The following is a 25947-nucleotide window of genomic DNA, read 5'->3' on the forward strand; positions in this document are numbered from 1 at the left end:
AAGCCTTTTTCATGCTATCATTTGCATATCAAAACATCCAAATGGAGGCCATTATGAGTCACAAATATACAGTTATTGCTAGAGATATTGAATCAAAAATCCTTAATAACACTTACGCTTCTGGTAGTAAATTACCAACCGAAGAATCATTAATGAAAGAGTTTGAAGTCAGTCGCAACACAATCAGAAAGGCAGTTGATTTACTCGCAAGAAAAGGGTTTATCATGCCAGTACAAGGCAGTGGTCTCTTTGTTCGAAACAACACCACAAGTGATGCAGTAAGTCTTGAAAACTTCCACGGTCTTACCGCTGACAATCAACATAAACATATTGAGACCATTATCCTTGAATTCAGTGAAATTCAAGCAGATCAAGACATCGCTTCCAAATTAAATTGTGAACTTGGTCAAGCATTGTACTATGTCAATCGTTTACGAATTGTTGATGGGGAAAAATGGGTTGTTGAGTATTCTTATTTTAATAAAAAGCATGTTCCTTATCTTAACAAAGAAATTCTAAGTGAATCAATCTATGATTATATTCAGAAAGCATTAAAACAACAAGTTGGTTATGTTGATCGAATTATTGAAGCGGCACCACTGGATGAGAAAAATGCTAAGCTCTTAGGACTTAAAGTTGGAGATCCATGCCTTGTTTCAACAAATAAATCAATGTTTAAAAGTGGTGAAATCTTTGATTATTCCATTGACGTCCATCATTATAAGCATACAAAATTTTCACATCTTGCCAATTTAATGTATTAATAAAAGGAGTTGATTTTAAAAATCAACTCCTTTTATTATTTTTGTGTTACTGTAAAATATAAAGTTCTTCCTAACTCAGACCCTTTTACGCGATCTTTGACATGACGAATTGCTTTTTCAATGTCTGGATTTGTGCATTCAAAATATAAGTTCATCCCCTCAGATTTAACATATTTGAATTCAAAATCATCAATTTTATACCCATCAACCAGATCAATCATAAAATCTCGTTTCAAAGGTGATGCTATAACTATCATAATTACTCACTTTCTAACATTTGTTTCATAGTTTCTAGTTTACGACGAATTTTTTTCTTCGACCCTCGTCGTAAGATTGGTAGGGTAAAGACTGAGAAATTTAAACTTCTAAGTTTACTATCTTTCCCCACGCCTTCTTCACTAACAGATAAGAAAGTACCTTCATCATCCCTCTCAACATGGTAAGAACTGGTAATGATATCTTTCGAATTTTCTGATTTCATAACAAGTTTTTCCATCGATTTTAATTCTGTAATTTCTTGGTGTACTGTTGTTGTTTTACCTGTAAAATTAATCGTATCTGCAATGACTTGTTGATGCTCTAGATCATCAATATTACAATCAAAAGCCAACGCAAATTGTTCAACAATAAATGTCCATACTTCTTCAACTGGTCGATTAATATAAATTGTATCTTTAATCATTCTTATTCCAAATTAAACATCGCTTGGATTTAACTTCGCATCTGCACGGTTTGCTACAATGACAAATGGTAAGTAAATTAAGAACGCAATCACGAGGTTTAGGAATGCTATCAGTCCTGCTCCTGGATTAAAGTTTGTGGCGAGCAATGCATTTAGGACCGGTGGTGTTGTCCAAGGGACAGAGTTAACAATTGGTCCTGCAAATCCTGATTTACTTGCATAGAAAGCAATCATAGCCAAGATTGGCTGGTTAAGGACAAACGGAATAATATAAATAGGATTCAATACAATTGGAATACCAAATAAAACTGGCTCATTAATCATAAAGATACCTGGTGCTAAACTTAAACGTGCAACTTCTCTTTGATCTCTAACTTTTGAGAAAACTAAAATAGCAATGATTAGAGGTAGTGTTGCTCCTGAACCACCATGATAAACATACGCATCCCATGATCCACTGACCCAGAAAGCTAGTGTATTGGTTTCAAGAGGTCTTGCACCTACTTCTGTTATTCCTTCTTTAAATGCTTGAAGGTTATGATTTTGTAGGTTTCCATAAATTGGACTGGTTACAGCTGCTAATAGGTTAGCACCGTGTAATCCAAATGACCAAAGCATTGGCACTAACAATGAGATAATGAAGACTAACAACGGTCCTTGTGAAATATTAGCAAATGGCATGGCAATATAAACTTCAAATAACATGAAGATTGTCGTTGGAGCTTCTCCAAACATTGCTTCCATTCCAACAAAAGGAATTTTAGTAAGTGCAAATTTAATCGTTGCCGCTAACAATAGTACAATGGTTCCAGGAATAATTCCCATAAATCCACGGGTTACTGCTGGAGGCACTGTGTCTGGCATTTTAATTGTCCAGTTTTTATTAACGATACCAAAGTAAATAGCGGGCACCACTAATCCAACAATTAAAGCAACGAAAACTCCTTGACTACCAAGGTAGTGTCCTACCCAAGGTGCAACAATTAAATTCTCTCTTGATAAAGCACCCAGTGTAATATATGCTCCAACAGATATAATCCCTGTAATTAATGCATCTTGATCTTCTGCTTGGGCTCGTAAATATGCAATGGCAAAAGCCAAAGCTAATCCAAGAATTGACAATGTACCACTATCGACTGTACCTAAAATTGGTGAGATATATTCACCAAAGAATGTATAAATTCCTGATTCTTCTGCTTTCAATAAGGTTGCAAGTAATCCTCCTGGACTAAAGACAACATTATTAAGAAGTAATGCAATCGCACCTGCCATAACAAGTGGCATCAATGCAGCAAACGCATCCCGAATAGCAATCAAGTGACGTTGGTTACCGATCTTAGCAGCAACCGGAACCAAGTGGTCCTCAAAAAACTGAATTAATTTATTCATAAAACTTCTCCTCTCCCTTTCAATTGGCCTCACATTTATTCGTTGGTACCAATTATAATTGTATTGTAACCCGCAAACATTATAATGTAAAGGCTTACTTTTCTAGATTACACACATTTTAGGAGTGTTTATGTTGAATTCATCACTGTTAGAGCGGTTATTTTACATTCGATAACATTATAATCTTTTAGACTTCTTCTGTATTTCATAAGAAAAAAGACTGATTTTTCAGTCTTTTAACGTTCAACAATACCCCCATGTTGGGTTATCAATTCTTTTATTTTTTTATATGGTAATTGATCAATCGCGATATCTTCTTGGCTTGATAGTGAAGCAATCAGTCCAGCTGATTGTCCTATTGCCATACAAGTTACACTTACTCTACTTGCCGCATGAGCTTGGTGTGTTGCACTAATGGGTCTTCCAACGACGAGTAAATTATTAACCTCATCGGATTGTAACATCTCAAGATCAATTTCAAAATTTTTGAGTGTTTGATCTTCGACGTATTCCATCAATGACGAGTCTGGTGCATGAATATCAATAGGATAACAGCCCACTGCAATGGAGCGTTCTTGCTTATCCCCTCTGAGGACATTTAACTCAGTCAGTGTTTTCTTTCCTACAAGATGTCTTGATTCTCGTACACCAACACTTCCGATATTCTTTATTGTTGCATCTTTGAACGCTTCTATGTTTTCTTTTAGCCATGCAAACAATTTAGTAACTTGATCTTGCCCAATTATCTCAGCTTCACTTAATGATTGTGTATTAAGGCTTGTTTTGTCTAAAATTCGCGTGGTATTCATGCCCACATCATTCTTTGTAACACCTTGGAAGAAGAGAAGACGATCACGTTCAATTGGAAAATTTGAACTCTTGCTTACTTCATCAAAATAACCTGATATTGCGACGTAATCCATCCGTTTTCCTTGACGAATTTCCTCACTGACAACAAAATTATCGGGATTTTTCATGACATCATCGCGAACCATTTCTAAATTGACATTACTCAGGTTAAAACACATTGTCATGGGTTGGGACTTGTGATCACTTTTTCGTCCCACAAATAATTCACAACCTGCAAGCATTGCGACATCAGCATCACCAGTTGCATCGATGTATTGCTTTCCTTTAATTTCAAATCGTTGACCATTTAAGTCACTTACAACAACAGAAATAATATTAGTCTGTTTTTTGCTCACATCAACAACGGAATGATTGAGATACATTTCTACTTTCGCTTCGTTTGCCATTTGAATTAATTCAAGCTGCATCAATGAAAAATCGACTGGTGTTAATCCGTATGCAAAATCAATTGGATCATCAACATGACCGATTGCTCCACCTTTTTTTATTAATCGATTAATGAGTTCTTGAGGTATTCCACCAACTATGGGCTGTTTATCTTCACCAATAAAAGGAACTAACGGTCCGACAAGTGAAGCAGTATTTGTTCCACCTAAAATTGATTTTTCTTCTATTAAACAAGTTTTGGCTCCGTTTCTAGCACTTGCAATCGCAGCCATAGCCCCTGCACTTCCACCACCTACTACAACAACATCAAACATTACTTACGACCTTTCTTTTTCAGGAAACCTCCGACAACAACTAAACCTAAGGATGAATACAGCGCCATGTTCCCCATCCCTGTTGATGGAAGAACTCCTGGTTTGACTGGTTTCACGGGATCAACAGGATCAACGGGTTTGATTGGATCGATTGGATCGATTGGATCGACTGGGTCGACTGGATCAACCGGATCGACTGGATCAACTGGCTCGACCGGATCAACTGGCTCGACCGGATCAACTGTTAGATCTTTGTGTAGAATATCAATCTTTGATAATTCACGTGATCCATCTGTAATAAAATACACTGCTTCATTTCCTTCTTTTGTATCGCTGAGTTCAAAGAACCCAACTGTTTGCCCTGTTTTGACACTCTTTAGTGTATCTGGATTTGTTACTGTTAAATAACCACCTAAATTACTATAAATAAGTCCATCTTTACCAAAGCGAATTTTATTTGGATTCCAAAAGCCACGACTGGTAATTTCTGGGTAAACATTTTCATAAGCCTCAACTTCAAGTGTTTCAGGATTCATTCTAAAAATTACACCATTTGCTGTTCCCCATAATTTTCCATGATTATCAAATTCCAAGCCACTGATCATTGGAGCTGTTTTAATATTTGGAATATCAGGTTGGAATATTTTTTCGAGTGTTTCAGTTTTTTCATCCCATACAAACATAACTGCTGATGATTCAGTTGGGTCTAATCCTAATCCACCATGGATTGTTGTTGAACCATAAATTTTTCCATCTTTATAAGCTAAACCAACAATACTTTGATTATTAATTAGTTTTTCATACACTTTAACATCCTCTGTTTGCGGATCATAAATCGCGAGTGAACCGCCTTGGCGTTGATAATTAGGAATTGTTCCAATGTAGAGTTTGTCATTATAAAACTTCATAATATAGGGTCTATCTTGATCATACTTGTCCCCTAAATTAAACAATCGAACTTTACTTAAATCTGTTGTATTCATTTTATCAATATGAGCACCGGTATAGATTCCAAAGTATAGATCATCATTATTTCCAGCGACAATTCCTTCTGCTTGACCTTGATTAAAAACATCATATGTTTCGGTATCAATATTGAATCTAGCACCTTTAGGGCCACCTGGATATGTTGAAAGATAAATATTCTTATCATTACCAACTCCCACATTGTGGAGCAATAATGCTTTAGGCTTTAAAGCATTGTCTCTCACATGACCTTCCATGTTATCGAGGTTAACTTCTAAAATTTCACCAGTACGCAAGAATGTATACATCATGTTTTGTCCATCGACTACTTGTGATGTTGCGCCTCTTAATCCTAATGTTAACTCAATCCCTGTATCAATTGTTTCACCAGTTTCTGGATTTAGACTTTGAAGAGTTCCTTCATGACCTATCATTACGTTTCCATTATGTTTGACAAGTTGATTGAATCCACCTGCACCAGGTTTATCTGTTTTATGTAAACGATAAGGTTTCCACGTTTCATTAACTGTGTCATAAACAACCAAGGAATCTGATTTATCTTTATCAATTCTTACAAAGAGTAAATCATCAACCATTGCCATATCGTAAGCAAAATTCATTGTTTGGTAATCAATGCCAAGTGAATCATTAATTGTTGCGGTAATGTCTTTAATTTCACCTGTATTTAAATCACGTTCGTAAATATGGGGTACAACGCCTGTTCCATAGTATAGTTTATTATTATGAACTGTCATTGAACGAACATAATTTGAATCACGTCCCACAGCCCCTAAATTAATTAATTCTTTGCTTGATTCATCATATTGCATCACTGCAGATTCGTTTTTTGCTGGACTGTAAGTTCCTACAAATACTTTACCATTGGAATCCGTTGCAACACTCCATGGGTCTAAATTACCTGGAAGTACCGCTAATTTCACAAGCTCTTGATGTTCAGGGTAATAGCCCCATAATTGATTTTCATTGTTTGAGACATTTCGGGCTGCGAAATAGACTGATCCTGAAATTGGATCTGCTGCCATCGCCCACAACATTCTCATTCCATCGATATCTTCAGTAAAAATCAATTCATTTTTTTCAACATCAACAACACTGAATAAGCCATTGTCAATAACACCATAACCATAAGTTTTACCCTTATAGTTATTAAAGATTGCAGTTCTAAGGATCGAATCTTCAATGGCAACACCCATATCAATTTTTTCTGACAAATCAACTTTAGACATATCAATTTCTTTTGTTTCAGCATTCATATTTACTGGAAGTGACATAAGCATCAAGACCAGCAACACGAAGCTTGTAATTATTTTTTTCATTTAGTTTTATGTTCTCCTCTATTTTTATTGGGTGAATCCCACACCTTAATATATAAATTACGTACATATTTGCTGCCATTTCAGAACATGCTATCTTTCTTTCTTGGGCATAGGCCATATAGAAAGGTTTTTTATAATATTCATAGACATGATACAATTCATGAATTAAGTGTATTTTAAATGCCATTGACACACCTAATTTTTGTGCATAGTGATAGACCCACGCTGGATTGATCCAAATACATGAGACACTATCACAATTTTTGGTCATACCGTGCAAATGATTAAGTGACTGATTGTGTTCAAATTTTAAATGTACATTGTTAAGTTTAATCAAATCTAACCAAGTCACTTCATGGTTTATGATTGATTCCACAAATTCTTTAACATCGTTAAAATCCTGTTCAAAATAATATTGGATTGAGTGATAATATCGTTCAAAATCTTCTTTAAATTTATCCACGACGCGTCACAACAAAGATAAGCATCTCATCCTCATCCGTCATTTCTAAATCCAATGCAATGATGTCTTTTAACTGCTCAGTATTCATTAAACCTGAGTAATCATATGTTTGATAGCCGGTGTATAAGATACATTCGGGGATTGTTTCTCCTGCATCGGAAAAAATTGAGAAATTGTCGGTGATATGTTCTAGAATTGAGTGAATGTTTGACTTGGGACCATACACAATATTCCCATGTTTTCGGCGTAATTTTACAATACCATCTTGACTCATTACCACAATATATTTATTTTTTTTCTTAAGTTTTCTGAAAATACCTGTAATGTGTTCTTCAACTTCGATAAATTTAACATGGTAATTGCTGATTATTTCTTTGGCTAAACCATGTTGTTGTCCAACCGATTCTTTGGCTAAGTTTAATGCTTCAGTGGCTGATATTTCTTTTGCATTGTCTTTTTTATCCATTTCACTTGATCCCATTGCATTCGCAATCAACAAATGATTCAATGTATCGACCGTAATGGTTACTTCGATGGTCTCTTTGATGGCTCCCATCGAAAGCATTTTTTCGATAATTTCAGCTCGAATCTTTTTAATTTCATCCTCACTTGGATTGACAACACTTTTTTCAATTGTTTCAGAAATCATTGCTAAAGCAACACCAATCGTTGAAATATAAGGAGCATCTGTCACAATTTTTGTTTTATAATCAAAGCGTGTGCCAAGATGTTTCATAAAGACACCTGCACTACCGCCTCCACCATAAATTGTAAGGAATTCTCGATCAAGTTCATACTCTTGGATGAGTGATTCGATAATATCGTTGAGTTGATCACAGGCCTTATCCATACATTCATTCGCAACATCGACTCCATCTTTACCAAGATAATTCCCTAATGAAATCCAGGCTTTTTCAAAGTCTTTGCGATGACTATAAGAATAATCATCAGCATCGATATGCTCAAGAAAGTTTGCTGCTCCTGCTAAGGTGAAAGCAAGCTTTTTATTGTCAATATCAACTGTTAAATAATCTTGTGGATCTTCATCTTTTGGTTTTATTAAGTCAATAACACAGGAATCATTCTCTTTAATTTCATTAAAACATTCATATTCTAGACCTGCTAAATGTGATGATCGTGGACCAATCTGTATCTTTTCATCAAAGTAACGAATCATGGTACCACCAGCAATGGCTGTTGTTCTTACATCAACTGATTTTAAGTAGGTTTTATGACCACCAACCTCAGCATTTTTTATCATAACTTTGCCATCTTTAATGACCGAAATATCTGCGGATGTTCCACCAATTTCTATGAAGATACCATCTGATATTTTTTCATACATGATTGCTCCAGCAACACCTGCAGCTAAGCCAGATAACATAGTTAAAATCGGTCTTTTTCTTACTTCATTGATGGTCATGACACCACCATCAGCACGCATAATCATTAAAGGTTTTTTTATCCCTACATCTTGTACAACTTTTTCAGTTGTGTTCGATGTTTCTAACATTTTAGGAATCAAAGAACCATTAATTACTGCCGTTCTCGTTCTTAGTTTTAAACCAAACAACTGTGAAATTTCATGACCGCCTGTAACATTAATTCCTCGTTCTTTGGCAATTTCAATCACTCTATCTTCACGACTGTGGTCATCAACTGAAAATGATTCACTAACAACAATCACTTCGGCATTTTGCTCAATCAAACGATCAATTGCTGTATTAATGAAAGAATCAGAGAAATCTATGGTATTAATAAATTCATAATAGACATGAAGTCTTTTGTCATTGGCTAGGTTGATTGGTTCCAGATTTGTTTCTTGTCTTGCATTTTTCCCTTCACCTATTCCAATTAAACCAATTCTCGCGACATCACCTTCTAATAAAGCGTTTGTTGCTTGTGTTGTTCCATGTGATATAAAAATAACATCTTCTGCTTTTATGTTGACCTCATCCATCAATACTTGGATAATCTGATTGATTCCCGCAGCTACACCATCTTGGTGGTTATGACTTGTCGCTATTTTTCTTTTCGCAACAATTTTTTTAGTGTGGTTATCAATGACAACTGCATCTGTAAATGTCCCACCGACATCAATTCCAATTCTATAATTTCTCTGATTCATAATCTATCTCCTAAACAATTAAACAATAAGTGGTATTTTCGCAATTAACACAGCATAAGTAAGTATTAAAAATGCTTGAAGAATACCATAAATAAAGACTTCTTTCAAAATATCATTCACATCAACATTGACGAAATCAGCAATCCAAATATTGTGTGAGTTTGTTGGATCCCCAAATGCTTGCATATTTCCATCAGCACGTAATGCCCAAATGATCGCAACGGGTGAGAATCCTGCTGCTCCAAATAAACTTGGAAGTGCTCCACCAATTCCATAACTATTCATGGGCCCTCTATAGAGTGCAAGGACAGAACCAATCGTAAAACCAATTACATAAGTCACTGGATTTTTTAAGTATCCTGCAACCATTTCAATTGACGGTCCAACAATTGTTTGTACAGCTGGGTATTGGACTCCCTTAATTAAAATACCAAGACCCATCATTAATAGAATCACACCTGCAACATCTTGAGTCCCTTCAAGTAGTCCTTGTGATACAAGTTGCATTTTATTGTTTGATTTTGTTGTCAATAAAACAAAGAGTATCCCAATAATAATTGCAACCTCTGTTGGAATTGCAAGCTTAGTAAATTGTGCAACTAGAATAATTACAACAGGAATGATTGGAGCTAACATCGAAATTTTTGATGCTTCACTTCCATGATCAATATTTGATTGTTGCGCCCAATGACTTACACTAACCTTGCGATCAACATTTTTGAAAATATAAATAAATGGAACTAAAAATGTAATGACAAAGATTGGCCATCCTGATTTAATAATTGCCGCTTGCGCTTGTGCAAGGTCACCTCCAAATTGTGGTGCTAACAACGGAATATAAATTGAATAATTCATCGGATTCATAATAAGCCCTGATGAAAAACCAAACAAGAAAATAACAGCTGATACCAAAGGCTTAATTCCTGCAGACAACATGATTGGTAAGATAATTGATCCTACTAAAATTACGCCACCTAATCCCCCTATTGCCATAAACATAACTGAAACAATAACATAGAATACAATTGCAATCACAAATGGTTTATCACCAGCATATTCAGCAGCAGTTTTTATGATTCTTTCAATGATTTTTTGTTTCATCATAATTCGCGAAAATGCTGAAGCAAATATAACGGTTACGATGGCACCAGCCATCATCTTTGAACCATCAATCAAAACAAAACCAAAAATGCCAGGTGCCATTGCAGCTTCACCTTCAACCATAATTTCATACGGTAATAAACCAGCCAATGGTTCAGAACCAAATGCCGCAATCACGGCAACAAACAACCCTATCAATGGTAATGCAATAATTGTAGGAACTTTCTTCTTCATCATAGCAACAATGAATCCCACAATAACTAGAATAATTAAACTTAATTTGAGAATATCCATGTTCTCTCCTCCTCTTTTTAGTAAGCGCTTACCGGTGAGTCTAGAATATCATTATGAAAATTAGATACAATAGTTAAAAAACAACTTGAAAATGTTTTCATCATGTGAATAAGCGTTGATTCCAATTCTTTGGGTAATTTAACGATATATAATTTTGTATTTGAAAACACTTTCATATAGTTTATACTAAGCGTAGGTGATAACGATGAAGAAAGATGTATTATTTCACATTCAATATAATTTAAATTCATACAATAAAACAGAAGAATCTATTGCCTATGTTCTTTTGAACTTACAGCAAAGTGATGACTTAGATATAAAAACGATTGCTAAAAGATCATTCACTTCTCCGTCTTCTGTCACACGTTTCATTCAAAAATTGGGATTTAATAATTATAAAGAATTCCGATATTTATTAAAACAAAGTTTAGAAAGACCTGTTGATGATGATCAATCTATTGCTCAATCTCAGTATCTTTGGGATAACCACAATGCATTCTATGAGAATACGTATCGTCATATTGCAGCATTGGATATCAACACATTGAGTAATCGCATTGTACAATCTAAAGATGTCTTGTGCTTTGGTTTTGGGAAAGCACGGATTATTAGTGATATCTTTGAAAATCAATTAGATGAAATGAATTTACTGACTCGAAAATGTACGTATTGCGAGAGTTTAACTCAATTGATTAACACAAGTCTCGATTACAATTCACTGATTGTTGTCTTTATCAGCGATCCTCTCTATATTGATTTACTCAATGATATTATTAAAGCTTGTAAAAAGAAATACATCCAAATTGCTGTAATTAGTCTAAAGGACACGAGTGATATTGAAAAAGGTCATTCGATTACTTATAGTCTTCATCCAAATATCAACAATGCTGATATGTTTCATGCTGCAACCATGTATACTCCATTTCTTATTTTTAATGATTTACTCGTTAGTCTTGTTGGACAACGATTATCGACTCAAACACTTGCGTTTAATCTATAAAAAAAGAGAACGATTAATTTTCGTTCTCTTTTTCTTGTTCTAATAATTGTTGATCATATTTATAAAAGAATGGATAATAAACTAATAACGTTGATGCAAGAAGCATCAAGCCAAGAATAATACTACGCCAATCTCCCAATGTTGAAATAAAAATACCAAGTGGAACTGGAAATACCCAAGGAGCAACAATTGCTGGGGTACGAACATAGCCATAAGCAAACGCACTATACCCAATCACTGCTGCAATGATCGGTGCTAAAAAGAATGGAATGCTAAATAACTTATTGCCTACAATCGGTGTTCCAAAAATGACTGTTTCATTGATATTAAAAATACTGGAGTGAAATGTATCTTTACCGATCGATTTTAAATGTTGGCTTTTAGCTAAAAACTTCGATGCAAATGCTAAACCAAACGTTGCACCTGAACCACCAAGCCAAACTGCCCATTGGAAAAATGTTTCTGATCCAATATAAACAGCCGGTTGTCCTTGAAGTGCTAAGTAGGCATTCACTAACATCATATAGAACCAAAAAGGTCTAAGGATCGTTCCAATGACACCAACACCATGAACACCTAAAATCCAAAAACTACAGATTGCAATAATCGTAAGTAAAACAAAAATTGGACCTGATATAAAGTAGGTAAGCCAAATTAACCCTTGAGCTAAATACCCTACATAACGATGACCAAAATATGCAAGAATCAAAACAAGCATAAACATTAGCAATGTCGGGATTAATCGATTTAGATAATCGTTGACCGCTAATGGAAAAGATTTAACTTCAATTTTTAACTTTGAAAATTGATGCAATCCAATATAAATAAGAACGGAAAACAAGAGTGAATAAACAGTATATTCCATAATTATATTATTGGCATAAAAGACCAAGGCTAGAATTGTTGAAATAAAAACACCAGAATAAATTAAATGATTTTCATGATGTTCAACTAACTCTTCAAGTGTGACATATGTAAAAATTACACCAATTAAAATACAGTACACTTGATAAAACAACACCAAACCTTGTTGAATATTAGGGTTTATCGTTCCATATAACATAAACTGATAAACCACAAAAATAACAGCTGCTAACGCTAATTGAATATACGCTACTTTAATAACTGCTGTCTTAGTTGCATTAAAATAACGATTTTGTTGAATCATGTTGACAATTTTTTCTAAACTCATACCTAATTTCACCTATCTATCTCTATTTAAAAATTAAAAAGAAGGGTTACCCCTTCTTAGTCAATGCGAACAAATTGTATTTTAGTATTACGATCAATATAATCAACCAAAGATACAAAGTCAGGATGTATAAATCCTATCACATTTGTACGTGCATCCATAGGGAAATCTTTTTTTGTAATTTGAATTTCTCCACTATAGCGACCTGACAATGCATTCTCAATTGTAATTGATCCTTTAGGTCTTGCATTATTATCAGTGATAGCTATTTCTGGAATACGTGGTGTTGCCATACGAATGACATTTTCTGATAAATCTCGTCTTACATTATAAACTTCTTCATACATTTTTACATAGTCTTTATTGAAGTGAACTGGTATATGTAGTGTGTTGTCTTCCATGTATGCTTGAATATATTCTAAAGTTTTGTTGTGAGCTAATGAATCACCAATTAAAACATCATGGATGCCGCAAGCATGAATTAATTCAACTGCCGCAACATATGGATTAACTTGACGATGTTTTTCTACTGTTGGTAATCCTTCATACAATGGGAATCGTTTTAAACGATCTCCAGGCACGAATGCCATAATATGAATTCCATGTTTGATAAATGATGCATTACGTTTGTTGAAATAATCTAAACTTAACCCTGTTTCTGTTTTTGGGTAGAAGTTATGCATCACTGAAATATTCGTGAAGTCAACACCATTCGCTTTTGCATCAACAATGTACTCTTCGTCGACGACACTTGCATTTAATACAAGATCGAAGTCTTGGAGTAAGGCTTTGATGACATCATAGTCATCAAAACCGTAATCCAAACGAAGTACTTTAAATCCTTTTTCTTTTAGTGCTTGATAATCGTTTTCTTCAACCCCTAATTTCTCAAAAGTTGCTGGTGAAATATCAGGTACTAATTGTAAGCCTAAATCTAAACACGCTTGTTGAAACTTAGGTAACATTTCATCTAATTTTGACAAGTCCTCTTCTGGAATGTGCAATGATGTAAAGATATACTTTGCACCAATTTTTGCTGCATCTTCAAGGTACTTGTAATCTAAGTCTTTAAAGTAACTCGAAATCCCTAACATTATTCTACCTGCGCTTCTGCTGCTGCAATTTCTTCTAAGTCTTTTTTCTCCATTGCTTTAACGAATGGGTAGAAGATAAAGAACATGAAGACCCAACCTGCAAGAACAAATAGAACGGCTGGAATACTACCATTTGTTGCTGCCCATGTTTTAAATGGTGCTGGTGTAATCCATGAAATAATCATAACTGGCACTGGAATTGCTCCCACTGATGTTAAGATGATTGCAAAGATAGCAAGAACCATATATGACAAAATGAATGGAATCATCATTAATGGGTTTAACATGATTGGTAAACCAAAGATTAATGGCTCTCCAATGTTAAATAATGCTGCTGCAAGTGATAATTTACCAAGTCCTTTTAGACGTGGTGATTTTGATGTAATTAAAGCTAATGCTAATGGGAATAAGCCTGTCCAAATATAGTTATCCATCCAAACTGATGTATATGTATATTTAAGAGCTTCTAATGATCCTGTTGATTGGAAAATTGCTAAGTTTTCGTTTGTCATTTGTCCCCAGAATGTACCACCTACTGAGTTAACAATATTTGAACCATGAATACCTACTGACCATAATGTACGGTTTAAGAATGTTGCAATCATAACAACGATTGGGCTATCTCCAACTTGTACAAGTGGTGTAAATACTCCTGCTATAACTTCTGGTAAGTTAATGCTAAATACGTGTCCAACAATCCACCACATTGTGATAATAATGAATGTAGGGATTAAAGCGATAAATGATTGAGATACCATTGGTGGAACACCTTCTGGCATTTTAATAACAATATTTCTATTAACAACAAAGCGATAAACTTCGACTGTAATAATTGAAATAATTAAAGCTGCGAACACTCCAAGAGCTCCTAAATACATTGTTGGAACACCTGTGAATGAACCAGGTTCAGTAACTCCTTCAACTAATGTTGTCACTGTTTGTGCTGGGTTTAGTAATAAGAATGATGCTACTGAGAGAATCATTGGTTGAACAATATCGTGGTTTTCCCCTTCACGTTTATTGTAGTATTCAACTAAACCATATGACGTTGTAATAACTGTATATAATGCAATAAAAGATGTACCAACTCCAGCAACTGCTGCAATTGTCCAACGGAAGTCTCCTAAGAACTCTAACCATTGTGGATTAGGGAATGATGCTACAAGTAAGAAGATTGATCCTACGACTAGCAAACTCATAATTCCTAAACCTGTACGTTGCATGACTTGAACGTATTTAAGTTGTGAAAACTTAATTAGCGGCGGAGCTATACGTTCTTCGATAAACTGTGTTAATTTTTCCATTTTCTTTCCTCCCGCACTGGTAGTGCTTTCACCAATAGTCTACACCCATTGAAATTATTTTTCAACCTTTTTAGAAATATATCGAAAGTTTTTTTTAATTGTATTGAAAAACCATTGGGTTACTGCTATTATAATAAAGAATAAGAAAGGTGGTAAATTTATGAAGACAATTATTATTAACAGCCCAATTATGCAAGACAAAGTCCAAAAGATTGTTGAAGCTATTGAGTCACCTAAGTTTACGTTTGTGAAAAAAGAAGGAATCAAATTATACTTCGAAACAGATGCAGAGGATGTTGAAGCTGCATGTAAACTAGTCAAAGCAGAAATTAAAAGCGATCCGATTGCAGGAGCAATCATGTTCACTGTTAAATCAGAGGAATATATCTAAAAAACTGCTAAAATAATTAAGCCTAAGATTTAATCATCTTAGGCTTTTTTGTTTTTGTGTAATGTGTAATCATTGTTCATTTATTAAGCCATCAAGCCCATCGCGTAGATAACGATTAAAGCAACGATGATGACAACAATCGCTGTTAAAATTCCAAATATCATCGGTTTTAAACCAATTTCTTTCATATCTTCAAAATGAGTATTTAAGCCAATGGAGGCTAAAGAAACGACCATTAAAAACTTACTCAAATTTTTAATCGGTGAGACCCATTTTACTGGAATAATACCAACTGAATTAAAAATTGCTAAAGCAATAAAACCTAAAATAAACCATGGAAATAGTTTTATAACACTAACTTTATTACTTGTATCACTCACTTGCTTTTTAGCACTCAAATAAGTAAATATCAAAACTGTTGGAATAATCGATAACGTACGTGTCAATTTCACTGTGGTTGCAAAATCACCCGCAGCTTCTGAAAATGCATAGCCAGCCGCCACAACACTTGACGTATCATTCACTGCTGTACCTGTCCATAATCCAAACGCGACATCGGACATCCCTAATAGATGTCCCATCAAGGGAAACAATAAAATCATAGCAACATCAAACAGAAAGGTTGATGACATTGCAAATGCAACCTCTGAATCTTTGGCATCAATCACTGGTGACATGGCCGCAATTGCAGATCCACCACAGATTCCATTTCCTGCTGCCACCATATTCGCCAATCGCCAATTCACACCAAAATATTTGCGTGTCACATTCGCAAAGAGAAATGCTGCACCTAAAGTAAAGATAATAATCGACAATGACATCTTCCCAATACTCATAATCAAACCAATATTCATTGTCCCACCAAGCAAAATAATTGCAGCACGAAGAATATACTTAGATGTAAATTTGAATCCACTTTGATAATTCGAAGCTAAGTCAAGTTTCGAATTGAGTAGTATTCCTAAAATTAATGCAATAACCGATGCCCCTATGAATTCAACAGGAATAATCTTTTCAAAAAACACAGAAATAATCGCCAGTACTAATGCTAAACAAAATCCAATGATCGTATTTTTTTTCATGTTCGTCTCCTTAATATATACTATAATACTATATATTTAACATTGTTTTTTCAATAATTGACATAAGCTTTGTTTAATTGTTTAAAATCGACTTGATCTTTACCGTTGTAAAAGAGAATTATCCCCAAACTATAATTACAGTTTTTTCTTCGATATTTATGACTTTAAAAAATAGGTTTAACATAGATTTAACAATTCTTTATGCAATTTATTGTTATAATACAATTAAAGGATGATAATCATGAATTACAAAATTATTGGAATTGATGAAAAGGGATTTTCTGAAATTTATAACAATTATATGATCAAGGATTTTCCTCAAGAAGAATTAAGATCATTAGAGGACTTTCAAATTGCAATTAAGGAACAAGTTATTTACGCTTATGCCCTTGTCTTAGACGATGATTTCCTTGGATACGCAACCGTTGTGCGACTTGACGACAGTGATATTATGCTCTTGGACTATTATGCGGTGAGCGCCAAACAAAGAGGACTTGGCTTAGGTTCTTATTTCATTAAAGAATTATTCAACTTGCTACCTGCTAAAGCCTTTCTATTGGAAGTGCAAAACCCACAAAAAGTCTCCAAAAAAGAATTTGAAACAGCTGTTCAACGTGTACATTTTTATGAAAATAACGGTGCTCATCACACGAACTTAGAATGGACTTCTTTTGATAACAATTATATTATTATGTTTTTGGGTTCGGAAAATGCTTTAATTGATTTAGATTTCGAACATTACATGCGTAGTTTTTATCGCTTATTAATGCCCGACCATGTCGTTGATAAGTACACTCATGCAACACTTAATAAATCACGTAATAAGATTTAAACTTGAATTAGTCTTGTTCATTAATCCAGCAAACAGGGAAAACTCTCAAAGAGCTTTCCCTGTTTTTATTATATTTTACTTGATACTCAAACTATAAGAAGAGAGAGAATATCTAACGGTTCATTTAGAACGTAGGTTGCATCGAAAGCTTGAGTTTCAACACTTCCCCAGGTTGCAAACGCAAAATCAATACCACAATTTTTACTTGCTTGATAATCATCATACGTATCGCCTATATAAACAACTTCATCTTTCATTAATCCTAAACGAGAAATACATAAGTCCAAGGGTTCTGGATCAGGTTTGTGATTAAGGGTATCATCGGCTAAAATAACAACTTCCATATATTTATCCAAACCATTACCAACACAATCAATTTGATACTGCTCATTTGTTTTCGCACTAACAATTGCTTGTCGAGTTCCCATTTGATTCACATGCTCAAGAACCTTGTCAACATCATCGAATACAGTCGCACCTTCTTCATAATTGTTGACATATTTAACCCATCTTTTATACGTTACTTCAATATCTTCAACACCCAATTCTTCAATGACTTTCAACCCTGGATACGACGCATATTTCAAAACTTGATCATAGGTCCAGACTTCATCAAGTTCTTCTTCAATAATTTGTAAAAGTGGAATCATATTCATTTTTAATGTGTTTAATAAAGTATTATCGATATCATAAATAAACGCTTTGTATTTTTTCATATCTGTCCCCTCATTTATTTGATTATAACACACATAGTAGTTAATTATACAACAGCACTACGAATGCATTCATTAACTTAAAATAACGGCAAAAATATAAAAACTATAGCTCTTTTGTTTCCAAGTTGTTTGAAAACTTTATCCATAAAGCAATGGATACTAGAGCCGTTAATGCTTCAGCACCAATAATAGCAGTCCAAATGCTTGATGCTCCAAAAAGTAAAGGAAGGATATACAATAGTAAATATAAAGGTATTGTTGAACGTAAGAGTGATAAAACAGTTGATATTCTTTGCTGATTTAGTGCTTGAAACAGTGTTGCGAGAACAATATTGATTGCAGCAAACGGAAGGTTTAGAAAGTATATTCTAGAAATTATTAGAGTCTCGTTGATTAGCATTCTATCGTTGGTAAATAGTGAAATAAAAAAATCACCTTTCCATGAGAGAAGTGTCGTTAACACCAAAGCAACAATAAGGTTATACATCACAATTAACGTTGATAAGCTTCGTATTCGTTTATAATTCTTTTCACCTGCAAAGTAACTCATCGATGGTTGAAGTCCTTGCGATGACCCTAAAAAGGCTGTAATCGCAATCAAAGCAATGTAACCGATAATGACATATGAAGAAAGTGCTGTTTCTCCTAAATGATTTTTAACAATCGTGATGTTATATAAAAAAGTTACAAGTCCGATTGAAAAATTAGTGATAAATGCCGCCATTCCATTCCGACAAATTGTTATCATATCCTGAATTGAAAATTTAGTCCACTTAAAATGTGAACGACCTTTTTTCATCAAAAAATGTGGTAATAAAAGTAGAACACTGAAAACTGGTCCAATTGCCGTTGCTAGAGCAGCACCAGACATTCCCCAGTTTAAAGGGTACATAAATAACCAATCTAAAAATATATTTGAAATTGAACCAACAATCAATGCCCACATCGCTAACTTAGGGTTTCCATCATTTCTCACGTAGGTACTCAATGTAAAACTAAACACCAAGAAAGGTGATGCCGTAATAAAGTACCGCAAATAGATTAATGTATCATTCATGATTAAATCCGTCGCACCTAATATTTGGGCTAAGTCCCTCACAAAAACATTTCCCGTAATGACAATAATTAAAGAGACCAAAAGTGTGATCGCATTCGATTTATTAAACATCTGATTCGCTTCACTATATTTTTTTTGTCCATAGAGATTCGATATGACAACACCTGCTCCAACCGATATCATCATGGATAATGCTATCATGATTTCTACAACTGGAATTGCCACCCCTGCCGCTGCTAAAGCATCAGGACCAAGTCGCCATCCAATAAACATACCATCAATGATGAAATAAATTGAATTGAAAATTAAACCAATCATTTGCGGAATTGCAAATCGAACGAGTAATTTCAAATCACTGTACTTGTTATAATTCATAAATCCTCCTTGAAATATACAAAAAAAGGCCAAAGTAGCATTTACTTTGGCCTTGCATGCATCATTTATTCACATTTTATTTGACTCGGCAGTCATTAAAATGTTTCCAAACAATAATATCACATTAATCGTTTAAGTCAACTTTTTTTTAATGATGTTGATAACTTAATTTTCTTCCACAATATTCACATTCAGTTGTCATGTGTTCAATGACCTCATTACTTGCGCCACATCCACCACAGCGAATCATTTTACGATTAATCATTTCTTTAATTGAATTAACAAATGCGCCTGTGATTGTATTATCAGTTTCATTAACACGTATGTTTTTAAAATAACCGAGTTTAATGAGCATTTGAATTTCTTTTATAACTATTTTATTTTCTTTACCAACATGAGATGCAATTTCTTCAGTTGTGAACATTTCATTTTGGTAAATTATATCGTAATACTCGCGATAATTTTTACTTAAGATGTTTCGTTTAGTACCAATATATACAATAATTAATCCAATTACCATGATGATAAACGCCAAGACAAATTGAAAATTGCTATATCGATAATTGTTTTCTGTTTCGATAAACCACATGATAAATCCAAACAAATAAATCACTATTCCAAAATAAAATACAAATGTATTCTTAGGTTGAAACCCTGATTCACTTCGTTGAATATTTTTTTGTCGGCGTATTTTCCTCTCAGTTTTTTTCATGATATCCCCTTAAAACTCATCGATATTTTTCTTATTAAATGTTGATATAAGGATTAATAGAATAACCATAATTGTATGTATTAGAATTTGACTTATATGCAAATACTTTATTTCCCAGGAATTAAATAACAAGAATAACAGTGAATCAATAAATGAAAATAAAATATAAAAACTTGAGACCATTATTGCGGAAGCTTGAATAAATTCATTTCCTTTATATAAAACTCTTGCACTAATCAATGTTGCAATTACTTCCATCCCTACAATCCAAATGATACTAGGATGAGTTACGATACTCATAAGATAAGCGATGAATAACGTAGAGACAACACTTAAAAAACCAATCAAGATTACACTCAAACTCTTTTTCTCTTTCATTCAACAACCTTCTCTCCACAATCATGACAAAATTTTGCATTATTACTTAATACTGCTTCACATTGATGACATTTCTTTAACAAGCTGGATCCACATTCATCACAAAATTTTTGATTTTCATTATTAATGATTTGTCCGCACTGTCCACATTCTTTTTGAAATGTTTTGGAACAGTTACTACAAAATTTTGAATCTTTTGAGGATTCATAGCCACAATCAGGACACATAATATTGTCCTCTTTTTTTAAGTTTTCATTGCTTTCTTTTAATAGGGTTCCAAGTTCGTGTCCCATGACCGTTCCCATTCCTAAACCAATTCCAGCGCCAGCAACCGTACCTGCTTGTCCTTCGTTTTTTGCTGCACCAACCAATGCATCGTATCCACGTTCTTCTTTATAATCATAACCAACAATGTCCATTTCTGCTTTTTTATTCAATGCAGCTTTTAATCGACTGATACCTTCATCAGTCTCAGGTACACTTATATCTTCCACATAGAAGTTTAATAACTCTAAGCCGTACGAATTAAATCCTTCTGCCATGTCATTTTTCATATACTCTGATAATTCTTTTAAATGCGCTCCAAGCTCAAGAATCGTAATCTTTTTATTGACTAGATAGTTTGATATCTCATCCTTCACATTCGTTGTATAGAAACCTCTAAAGTAGTTAATCACATCGTGTTGACCAAAACTTGGTAACGTTCCCACTAATTTTTTTAGAAATTCTTTAGGATTATTAACTGTTATTCCAAATTGACCATAGGCGCTGATAGGGATATAAATACCATACTTAGGATCTTGAATATTTACAGGTGAAGAAGTCCCCCACTTAATATCCAATGAATGAGTCATGTTTACAAACCACACCTCTGCTTTGAATGGTGTTTCTCCACCAAATGGAAGGTTGATAAGTTTATTCAATAAAGGCATATTCATGGTCTCTAAGGTATGTCGTCCCGCTTCATACACATCATATGCTTTTCCCCCTTTAAATAAAACAGCAACCTGTGATTCGTTGACAATTAATTGTGTTTTAGTTGATAATTCATCATTGGGAAATCTCCAAGCAAATTCTTTTTCATTGCCATTATATTTAACGATATCAATTAGTGCCATAGTTTACCTCGCTTCTTTCATCTTAAAATTCGTTTCTAATAAATTGGTATTATTCATCGTACGGACTTTTATCTTCAATTCTTCTTCTTCATTTTGATAGATATAACCACCTCTAAACACATCAAAGACAAATGTCATTTTTTCTTTTTCATTGGGTAAAATTTTGTGTCTCCCCACTGTACTTGAGTAAGTATCGAACCCACTATCTCTAGGTTGCAATGAAATATCCAATGTTGAACTGTCAATTGTTTGATCTGTCTTATTTGTCAATGTCACTTCAATTGCTGTGTATTGTGTTTGACTATCATAAGAGCGACGATTTCGCTTATCGAAATAACTTGGTTTATGGGTTGCTACTCCATTTTCAATCTTATGAAGTTCTAATTCAATGAGCTCTCGATCGTCTTCTAGCATAAGATCTAACTCAATTCTATCAACAAGGCTGGTGTAACCATCCCCATGACCAACCATATGAACGGTCAAGTTTTCAACACTTGTTAAGTACTTATCGAGTACACTTGGAACAACAGGCATCTCTATTTTTGTATACTTAGAAAATAAATTATGAGAATCAAATTGTTTTTCATCTCTAATGTCAGGTCCTGTCATCATAAAAGACCCCTCAAAATAAAGCTGATTAAACGATGTTTGACTCAGTGGATAAACAAAATTACCACTCAATTCACTTTTCGGTTCAATTTCCTGCTTCCTAGAATTCGTGGTACTTTCGTCTGCTAAGTTCTGATTAATTTTAATTGCCTCACCTGATAATGGTCTAATGGTATGGAAAAGATTGTTTTCAGCATTACCCCAATATTCTGGAATAATTTTGGAGGAACGATTATTTTTAATCGTTACATTAACCATCATAAATTTATCAGTTGTAAAATTATTACGTAAATTCTCAACTTTAATTCCATCTTTAACTTCAAAAAGTTCATAACCATTGATGCAAAAATCCACATCATTTGATTCTAAACAATATGCTTCATCGAGTCTAAATAGTAATTCTTTCATTTCTGTTCCTAATGAGAACATTAATTCTTCTTGCTCTAATGAAAAATCATACGAACCAACGACATCTGTGTAGTCTTCATTAACAATATATCGGGGTGTTCTCATTGTATTGGGTCTATTTTCCCATACTGTGTAACCAACTAAAAAAGTCATTACTAAGAGTAATGATACAAATACTTTATAATTCATGAGCCATCTTGTTATGTTATTTTTATTCACTTCGCTACCTCTTCAATGATAATCGTATCGCCTGGCTCAAATAAATGGTCAGAATGTAACGAATGGGGGATATTATGGAATAAATTACTCTAAATATACCTTGAAAGTCCCCTAATGTATTTCTTAATAAAAAAACTTGGAAAAATTCCCAAGTTTTATTGAATATCTACTTCATGAACTTTTGAATGAACCATTGGTCTTTTCCACCAATACCTTGGTTTACCTCATCCACTCCATATTCTTCATATAAAGTCTTACTCTCAGAAAACATATCGGTTCCAATTCCTAATCGGGACCCTTTAACCTTAACATTTAGAGATGATAAAATCGTTGGAAAGACATCCATACTGTAATATTTTCTATTTTTATCCTGAACATTCTCAATCACTTGTTCATCAAGATTAATAAATAAATTAAATGTATTTCTTTTATAGTTCTCGTCTAAAGTCTTAAAATATTCTTTTTCCATACTTAAATGATCACCATGAATTACAATCACTGTATCCTTATAATAATCCTGAGATTGAATGTAACGAACAAATTCACTCGTCATTTTATCAACACATCGAATTGAATTTTCATAGGGCTCAGTTGAGTCTTTTGAGCAGGATTTGTCAGTATAACCATTTGGAAAATGAGTATCATCCGCTTCGATAATGATTGCGAAAGGTTCGTCTTTTTCTGAAAGTTCTTCGAGTTTGTTTCGACTGTATTCGAATAACTTTTTATCTTCAAAGCCCCACCATTCTTTGTAGTCTTTAGGAATCAAGCCTTGATCTTTTGCTCGATTATAATCTAAGATATTAAAATCTCCGTGTGTCTGATAAAAATTATCAACACCAGCAAACGTAGCATCCGCTCCAACCAAAAATTCTAAATTGTATCCTTCTTGTTGAAGTATATCACCTAATGTAATTGCGCCAGGCGCAAATCTATTTTGTTCTCCATATTTATTTCCATCCATGGTCACTTTAAAAGGTAAACCCGATTGTTGGGCGAACATACCTGCTATGGAATAACCTGTTGATGGCGCCTGGTATCCACCACCAAATGTATCCTTATCAGAAAAGGATACATTATTACTCTCATGGATAATTTTAGTCAATTCTGGAAGAAGGTTTTCATTAACATTGCCGCCCAACTCTTTTGAAAAATAGGTTCCCTCAAACGATTCTAAATAAATATAAATTAGATTCTTTTTATGTTGAGGAAACACAACATTTTTCTCACTTGGCTCAATGTAGTGCTGCTGGATAAATGTGGTTTCAGGCGCATTATAATAATCGGATATTTTTAATTTATAATTCATAAAAAAACCACTCGCTATAACAAGACAAACTGATAATCCCATCATCAATGTCTTGACGATTACTTTATTTTTCAACATCTGATTTATCTTAACCATAATAATTGTTAGTAAAACTCCAAGTAATATGACAACGACAATATAAAAAGCAATTTCAAAATAAAAACTAAGGGGTGTCCCTTGAGTTGGAGCGGTTAAAGTAAACCATAGCTGTTCAAAATCAATATCACCAAATACTTTTACACTCCATATCGATGTTACCGTAATTAAAATTGCGCCAACATTAAAAAGCAAGAGCATACTTTGATAGATTCTTTCTTTTGTTATTTTTTTCATCTGTTAATCACCGTTCTTATCGTATCATTTTCCGGTTGTGAATCCTAGAAAAAACCTCCGAGAACTCGTGTTCTGTGGAGATTTTTAGCTTTCAATAATTTTTGATAAGAGTTCTCTGTTTCCTTCATCCAATAACTCTAACGTTTCTACTACAAATATTAAAACTGAAAACAATTTATCTTTTCGTATTTCATAATAAATTCTGTTTGATTTGGTGCTTGCATTCACTTGGACTAACCCTTCACTGACTAACTCTTGAATATGATAAGAAATTGTTGCAGGCGTTAGATCTAAAGCATCGGCAAGTTCTTTTCCATATTTTTGAGTTTCCACCAACTCTTTTAAGATTAAAAATTTACTTTGGTCACCGATATTTTTTAAATTTTTACATGCTTCATCAATCGTCATGATGGATTGTTGAAAAAATTCTTTTGTAAAAGTAATTCCTACCACTGCAGTATCAGAGCGAATCGCTATTGCATTCATTCCCATGACTGATGCTTGTATATTTAACTCTTTTCCTTCATAACTTAATCCGACTTCTTCTTCTAAAAATTTATAAATTGTCTTATTATCAATTCGTTCTTGCCATTCAGTATGAATAATTGAAACTTCATTCGCGAATGTTGATAAAAGTGGGGTTAGAAGGGGCACTAAGCGTTGATATATTTCCCTTAAATCATCATAATACTGTTCAGTATTTTCCGAAATCAAAAGGACAAGCCATTTTTGTTCATGACTCAACGTCGTTTTTTCTAAGATACTTACAAGCGATAAATCATCGACAACATCAGATTCTTTATCTACATAAGCTGATAAGAGAGCTTCTTTTGTGAGTCTTTCAAATGATGACATATCCTTCTTCGTAAAATCAACATCAAAGATTGCTGAAAAACCAGTAAAGGACTGTTCTCCTTCGAAAACCTTAATGGCATCCGTGATTCTTGGAAATTCTACCATTAATTGATCCATTTCTTGAGAACAGGTATCATAAACAAAATCAATTTTTTCCTTCGTCGATTCCTTTGCTCGTGCAGCATATCGATTATCGCCACAAACATAACGACTATACATGATATAAGCTTCATAGTTGTAATTTAATTCTTTAATCATTTGCATATTT

General features: G+C 33.9%; 24 protein-coding genes. 4 read left to right on the forward strand and 20 right to left on the reverse strand.

Annotated elements, in window-relative coordinates; genetic code table 11:
- The first annotated feature begins 53 nt into the window (after positions 1-53).
- A complete protein-coding gene (locus tag GVV10_RS05395; protein ID WP_159520391.1) occupies positions 54-764 on the forward strand; it encodes a GntR family transcriptional regulator in 711 nt (236 codons plus the stop codon).
- 35 nt (positions 765-799) lie between these two features.
- On the opposite strand, the gene GVV10_RS05400 is transcribed toward GVV10_RS05395, so the two are convergent.
- The 8 genes from GVV10_RS05400 to GVV10_RS05435 all read right to left on the reverse strand — a co-directional run bounded on the left by GVV10_RS05400 (position 800) and on the right by GVV10_RS05435 (position 10695).
- Complete coding sequence (locus GVV10_RS05400; protein ID WP_159520393.1) at positions 800-1021, reverse strand: hypothetical protein; 222 nt, start codon at positions 1019-1021, stop codon at positions 800-802.
- Positions 1022-1023: 2 nt separating this feature from the next.
- A complete protein-coding gene (locus GVV10_RS05405) occupies positions 1024-1446 on the reverse strand; it encodes an SRPBCC family protein (protein WP_159520395.1) in 423 nt (140 codons plus the stop codon).
- A gap of 12 nt (positions 1447-1458) precedes the next feature.
- On the reverse strand, positions 1459-2835 hold the full coding sequence (locus GVV10_RS05410; protein ID WP_159520397.1) for a PTS sugar transporter subunit IIC: 1377 nt from the start codon (positions 2833-2835) through the stop codon (positions 1459-1461).
- A gap of 236 nt (positions 2836-3071) precedes the next feature.
- Complete coding sequence (locus GVV10_RS05415) at positions 3072-4406, reverse strand: FAD-dependent oxidoreductase (RefSeq protein ID WP_159520399.1); 1335 nt, start codon at positions 4404-4406, stop codon at positions 3072-3074.
- On the reverse strand, positions 4406-6709 hold the full coding sequence (locus GVV10_RS09485) for a hypothetical protein (RefSeq protein WP_236261870.1): 2304 nt from the start codon (positions 6707-6709) through the stop codon (positions 4406-4408). Before GVV10_RS09485 ends, GVV10_RS05415 begins: the two co-directional genes overlap by 1 nt.
- Entirely contained in the window at positions 6636-7172 is a 537-nt protein-coding gene (locus tag GVV10_RS05425; protein ID WP_159520401.1) for a hypothetical protein, read from the reverse strand. The genes GVV10_RS09485 and GVV10_RS05425 overlap by 74 nt, the downstream gene beginning before the upstream one ends.
- Positions 7165-9300 (reverse strand): hydantoinase/oxoprolinase family protein, encoded by a 2136-nt coding sequence (locus GVV10_RS05430; protein WP_159520403.1) that lies wholly within the window; start codon positions 9298-9300, stop codon positions 7165-7167. The genes GVV10_RS05425 and GVV10_RS05430 overlap by 8 nt, the downstream gene beginning before the upstream one ends.
- Before the next feature lie 18 nt (positions 9301-9318).
- Positions 9319-10695 carry a transporter gene (locus tag GVV10_RS05435; RefSeq protein ID WP_159520405.1) on the reverse strand — a complete coding sequence of 459 codons (1377 nt, stop codon included), beginning with the start codon at positions 10693-10695 and terminating at the stop codon, positions 9319-9321.
- A 205-nt stretch (positions 10696-10900) separates the two neighbouring features.
- Here GVV10_RS05435 and GVV10_RS05440 point away from each other — a divergent pair, with 205 nt between their 5' ends.
- Positions 10901-11695 (forward strand): MurR/RpiR family transcriptional regulator, encoded by a 795-nt coding sequence (locus GVV10_RS05440; protein WP_159520408.1) that lies wholly within the window; start codon positions 10901-10903, stop codon positions 11693-11695.
- Between the two features lie 13 nt (positions 11696-11708).
- Here GVV10_RS05440 and GVV10_RS05445 read toward each other — a convergent pair whose 3' ends face one another.
- The 3 genes from GVV10_RS05445 to GVV10_RS05455 are packed head-to-tail and all read right to left on the reverse strand — an operon-like array spanning position 11709 to position 15285.
- Positions 11709-12887 carry a PTS transporter subunit EIIC gene (locus tag GVV10_RS05445; RefSeq protein WP_159520410.1) on the reverse strand — a complete coding sequence of 393 codons (1179 nt, stop codon included), beginning with the start codon at positions 12885-12887 and terminating at the stop codon, positions 11709-11711.
- 56 nt (positions 12888-12943) lie between these two features.
- Complete coding sequence (locus tag GVV10_RS05450) at positions 12944-13981, reverse strand: MupG family TIM beta-alpha barrel fold protein (RefSeq protein ID WP_159520412.1); 1038 nt, start codon at positions 13979-13981, stop codon at positions 12944-12946.
- Entirely contained in the window at positions 13981-15285 is a 1305-nt protein-coding gene (locus tag GVV10_RS05455) for a PTS sugar transporter subunit IIC (protein WP_159520415.1), read from the reverse strand. The genes GVV10_RS05450 and GVV10_RS05455 overlap by 1 nt, the downstream gene beginning before the upstream one ends.
- A gap of 160 nt (positions 15286-15445) precedes the next feature.
- On the opposite strand from GVV10_RS05455, the gene GVV10_RS05460 reads away from it, so the two are divergent.
- Positions 15446-15676, forward strand: a complete 231-nt coding sequence (locus GVV10_RS05460) for a hypothetical protein (RefSeq protein WP_159520417.1) — start codon at positions 15446-15448, stop codon at positions 15674-15676.
- 83 nt (positions 15677-15759) lie between these two features.
- On the opposite strand, the gene GVV10_RS05465 is transcribed toward GVV10_RS05460, so the two are convergent.
- Entirely contained in the window at positions 15760-16758 is a 999-nt protein-coding gene (locus tag GVV10_RS05465) for a YeiH family protein (protein WP_159520419.1), read from the reverse strand.
- A gap of 241 nt (positions 16759-16999) precedes the next feature.
- Here GVV10_RS05465 and GVV10_RS05470 point away from each other — a divergent pair, with 241 nt between their 5' ends.
- Positions 17000-17590, forward strand: coding sequence for a GNAT family N-acetyltransferase (locus GVV10_RS05470; protein WP_159520421.1), 591 nt, complete (start codon positions 17000-17002; stop codon positions 17588-17590).
- Positions 17591-17676: 86 nt separating this feature from the next.
- Here the strand turns inward: GVV10_RS05470 and GVV10_RS05475 are convergent, their stop codons facing one another.
- From GVV10_RS05475 to GVV10_RS05510, 8 genes are all read right to left on the reverse strand, one after another.
- Positions 17677-18306, reverse strand: a complete 630-nt coding sequence (locus GVV10_RS05475; protein WP_159520423.1) for an HAD family hydrolase — start codon at positions 18304-18306, stop codon at positions 17677-17679.
- 103 nt (positions 18307-18409) lie between these two features.
- Entirely contained in the window at positions 18410-19738 is a 1329-nt protein-coding gene (locus GVV10_RS05480) for an MATE family efflux transporter (RefSeq protein WP_159520425.1), read from the reverse strand.
- A 148-nt stretch (positions 19739-19886) separates the two neighbouring features.
- The gene (locus GVV10_RS05485) at positions 19887-20450 is read right to left on the reverse strand and encodes a hypothetical protein (protein WP_159520427.1); all 564 of its coding nucleotides are present in this window, start codon (positions 20448-20450) and stop codon (positions 19887-19889) included.
- A gap of 9 nt (positions 20451-20459) precedes the next feature.
- On the reverse strand, positions 20460-20828 hold the full coding sequence (locus tag GVV10_RS05490; RefSeq protein WP_159520429.1) for a hypothetical protein: 369 nt from the start codon (positions 20826-20828) through the stop codon (positions 20460-20462).
- Positions 20825-21946 carry an SPFH domain-containing protein gene (locus tag GVV10_RS05495; RefSeq protein WP_159520440.1) on the reverse strand — a complete coding sequence of 374 codons (1122 nt, stop codon included), beginning with the start codon at positions 21944-21946 and terminating at the stop codon, positions 20825-20827. Before GVV10_RS05495 ends, GVV10_RS05490 begins: the two co-directional genes overlap by 4 nt.
- A gap of 3 nt (positions 21947-21949) precedes the next feature.
- Entirely contained in the window at positions 21950-23182 is a 1233-nt protein-coding gene (locus tag GVV10_RS05500; protein WP_159520442.1) for a hypothetical protein, read from the reverse strand.
- Between the two features lie 166 nt (positions 23183-23348).
- Positions 23349-24824, reverse strand: a complete 1476-nt coding sequence (locus GVV10_RS05505; RefSeq protein ID WP_159520444.1) for a sulfatase-like hydrolase/transferase — start codon at positions 24822-24824, stop codon at positions 23349-23351.
- Between the two features lie 84 nt (positions 24825-24908).
- Positions 24909-25943, reverse strand: coding sequence for an ArsR/SmtB family transcription factor (locus GVV10_RS05510; RefSeq protein ID WP_201290001.1), 1035 nt, complete (start codon positions 25941-25943; stop codon positions 24909-24911).
- Positions 25944-25947 lie beyond the last annotated feature (4 nt).

It is taken from the genome of Erysipelothrix urinaevulpis (assembly GCF_009828835.1).
In the GTDB taxonomy this organism is placed as follows: Bacteria; Bacillota_I; Bacilli_A; order Erysipelotrichales; family Erysipelotrichaceae; genus Erysipelothrix; species Erysipelothrix urinaevulpis.

Excerpts from the sequence above, each read along its gene's own strand:
- GVV10_RS05395 (WP_159520391.1), top strand. The coding sequence starts at position 54 with ATGAGTCACAAATATACAGTTATTGCTAGAGATATTGAATCAAAAATC.
- GVV10_RS05400 (WP_159520393.1), bottom strand. The coding sequence starts at position 1,021 with ATGATAGTTATAGCATCACCTTTGAAACGAGATTTTATGATTGATCTG.
- GVV10_RS05405 (WP_159520395.1), bottom strand. The coding sequence starts at position 1,446 with ATGATTAAAGATACAATTTATATTAATCGACCAGTTGAAGAAGTATGG.
- GVV10_RS05410 (WP_159520397.1), bottom strand. The coding sequence starts at position 2,835 with ATGAATAAATTAATTCAGTTTTTTGAGGACCACTTGGTTCCGGTTGCT.
- GVV10_RS05415 (WP_159520399.1), bottom strand. The coding sequence starts at position 4,406 with ATGTTTGATGTTGTTGTAGTAGGTGGTGGAAGTGCAGGGGCTATGGCT.
- GVV10_RS09485 (WP_236261870.1), bottom strand. The coding sequence starts at position 6,709 with ATGAAAAAAATAATTACAAGCTTCGTGTTGCTGGTCTTGATGCTTATG.
- GVV10_RS05430 (WP_159520403.1), bottom strand. The coding sequence starts at position 9,300 with ATGAATCAGAGAAATTATAGAATTGGAATTGATGTCGGTGGGACATTT.
- GVV10_RS05435 (WP_159520405.1), bottom strand. The coding sequence starts at position 10,695 with ATGGATATTCTCAAATTAAGTTTAATTATTCTAGTTATTGTGGGATTC.
- GVV10_RS05440 (WP_159520408.1), top strand. The coding sequence starts at position 10,901 with ATGAAGAAAGATGTATTATTTCACATTCAATATAATTTAAATTCATAC.
- GVV10_RS05445 (WP_159520410.1), bottom strand. The coding sequence starts at position 12,887 with ATGAGTTTAGAAAAAATTGTCAACATGATTCAACAAAATCGTTATTTT.
- GVV10_RS05450 (WP_159520412.1), bottom strand. The coding sequence starts at position 13,981 with ATGTTAGGGATTTCGAGTTACTTTAAAGACTTAGATTACAAGTACCTT.
- GVV10_RS05455 (WP_159520415.1), bottom strand. The coding sequence starts at position 15,285 with ATGGAAAAATTAACACAGTTTATCGAAGAACGTATAGCTCCGCCGCTA.
- GVV10_RS05460 (WP_159520417.1), top strand. The coding sequence starts at position 15,446 with ATGAAGACAATTATTATTAACAGCCCAATTATGCAAGACAAAGTCCAA.
- GVV10_RS05465 (WP_159520419.1), bottom strand. The coding sequence starts at position 16,758 with ATGAAAAAAAATACGATCATTGGATTTTGTTTAGCATTAGTACTGGCG.
- GVV10_RS05470 (WP_159520421.1), top strand. The coding sequence starts at position 17,000 with ATGAATTACAAAATTATTGGAATTGATGAAAAGGGATTTTCTGAAATT.
- GVV10_RS05475 (WP_159520423.1), bottom strand. The coding sequence starts at position 18,306 with ATGAAAAAATACAAAGCGTTTATTTATGATATCGATAATACTTTATTA.
- GVV10_RS05480 (WP_159520425.1), bottom strand. The coding sequence starts at position 19,738 with ATGAATTATAACAAGTACAGTGATTTGAAATTACTCGTTCGATTTGCA.
- GVV10_RS05485 (WP_159520427.1), bottom strand. The coding sequence starts at position 20,450 with ATGAAAAAAACTGAGAGGAAAATACGCCGACAAAAAAATATTCAACGA.
- GVV10_RS05490 (WP_159520429.1), bottom strand. The coding sequence starts at position 20,828 with ATGAAAGAGAAAAAGAGTTTGAGTGTAATCTTGATTGGTTTTTTAAGT.
- GVV10_RS05495 (WP_159520440.1), bottom strand. The coding sequence starts at position 21,946 with ATGGCACTAATTGATATCGTTAAATATAATGGCAATGAAAAAGAATTT.
- GVV10_RS05505 (WP_159520444.1), bottom strand. The coding sequence starts at position 24,824 with ATGAAAAAAATAACAAAAGAAAGAATCTATCAAAGTATGCTCTTGCTT.
- GVV10_RS05510 (WP_201290001.1), bottom strand. The coding sequence starts at position 25,943 with ATGCAAATGATTAAAGAATTAAATTACAACTATGAAGCTTATATCATG.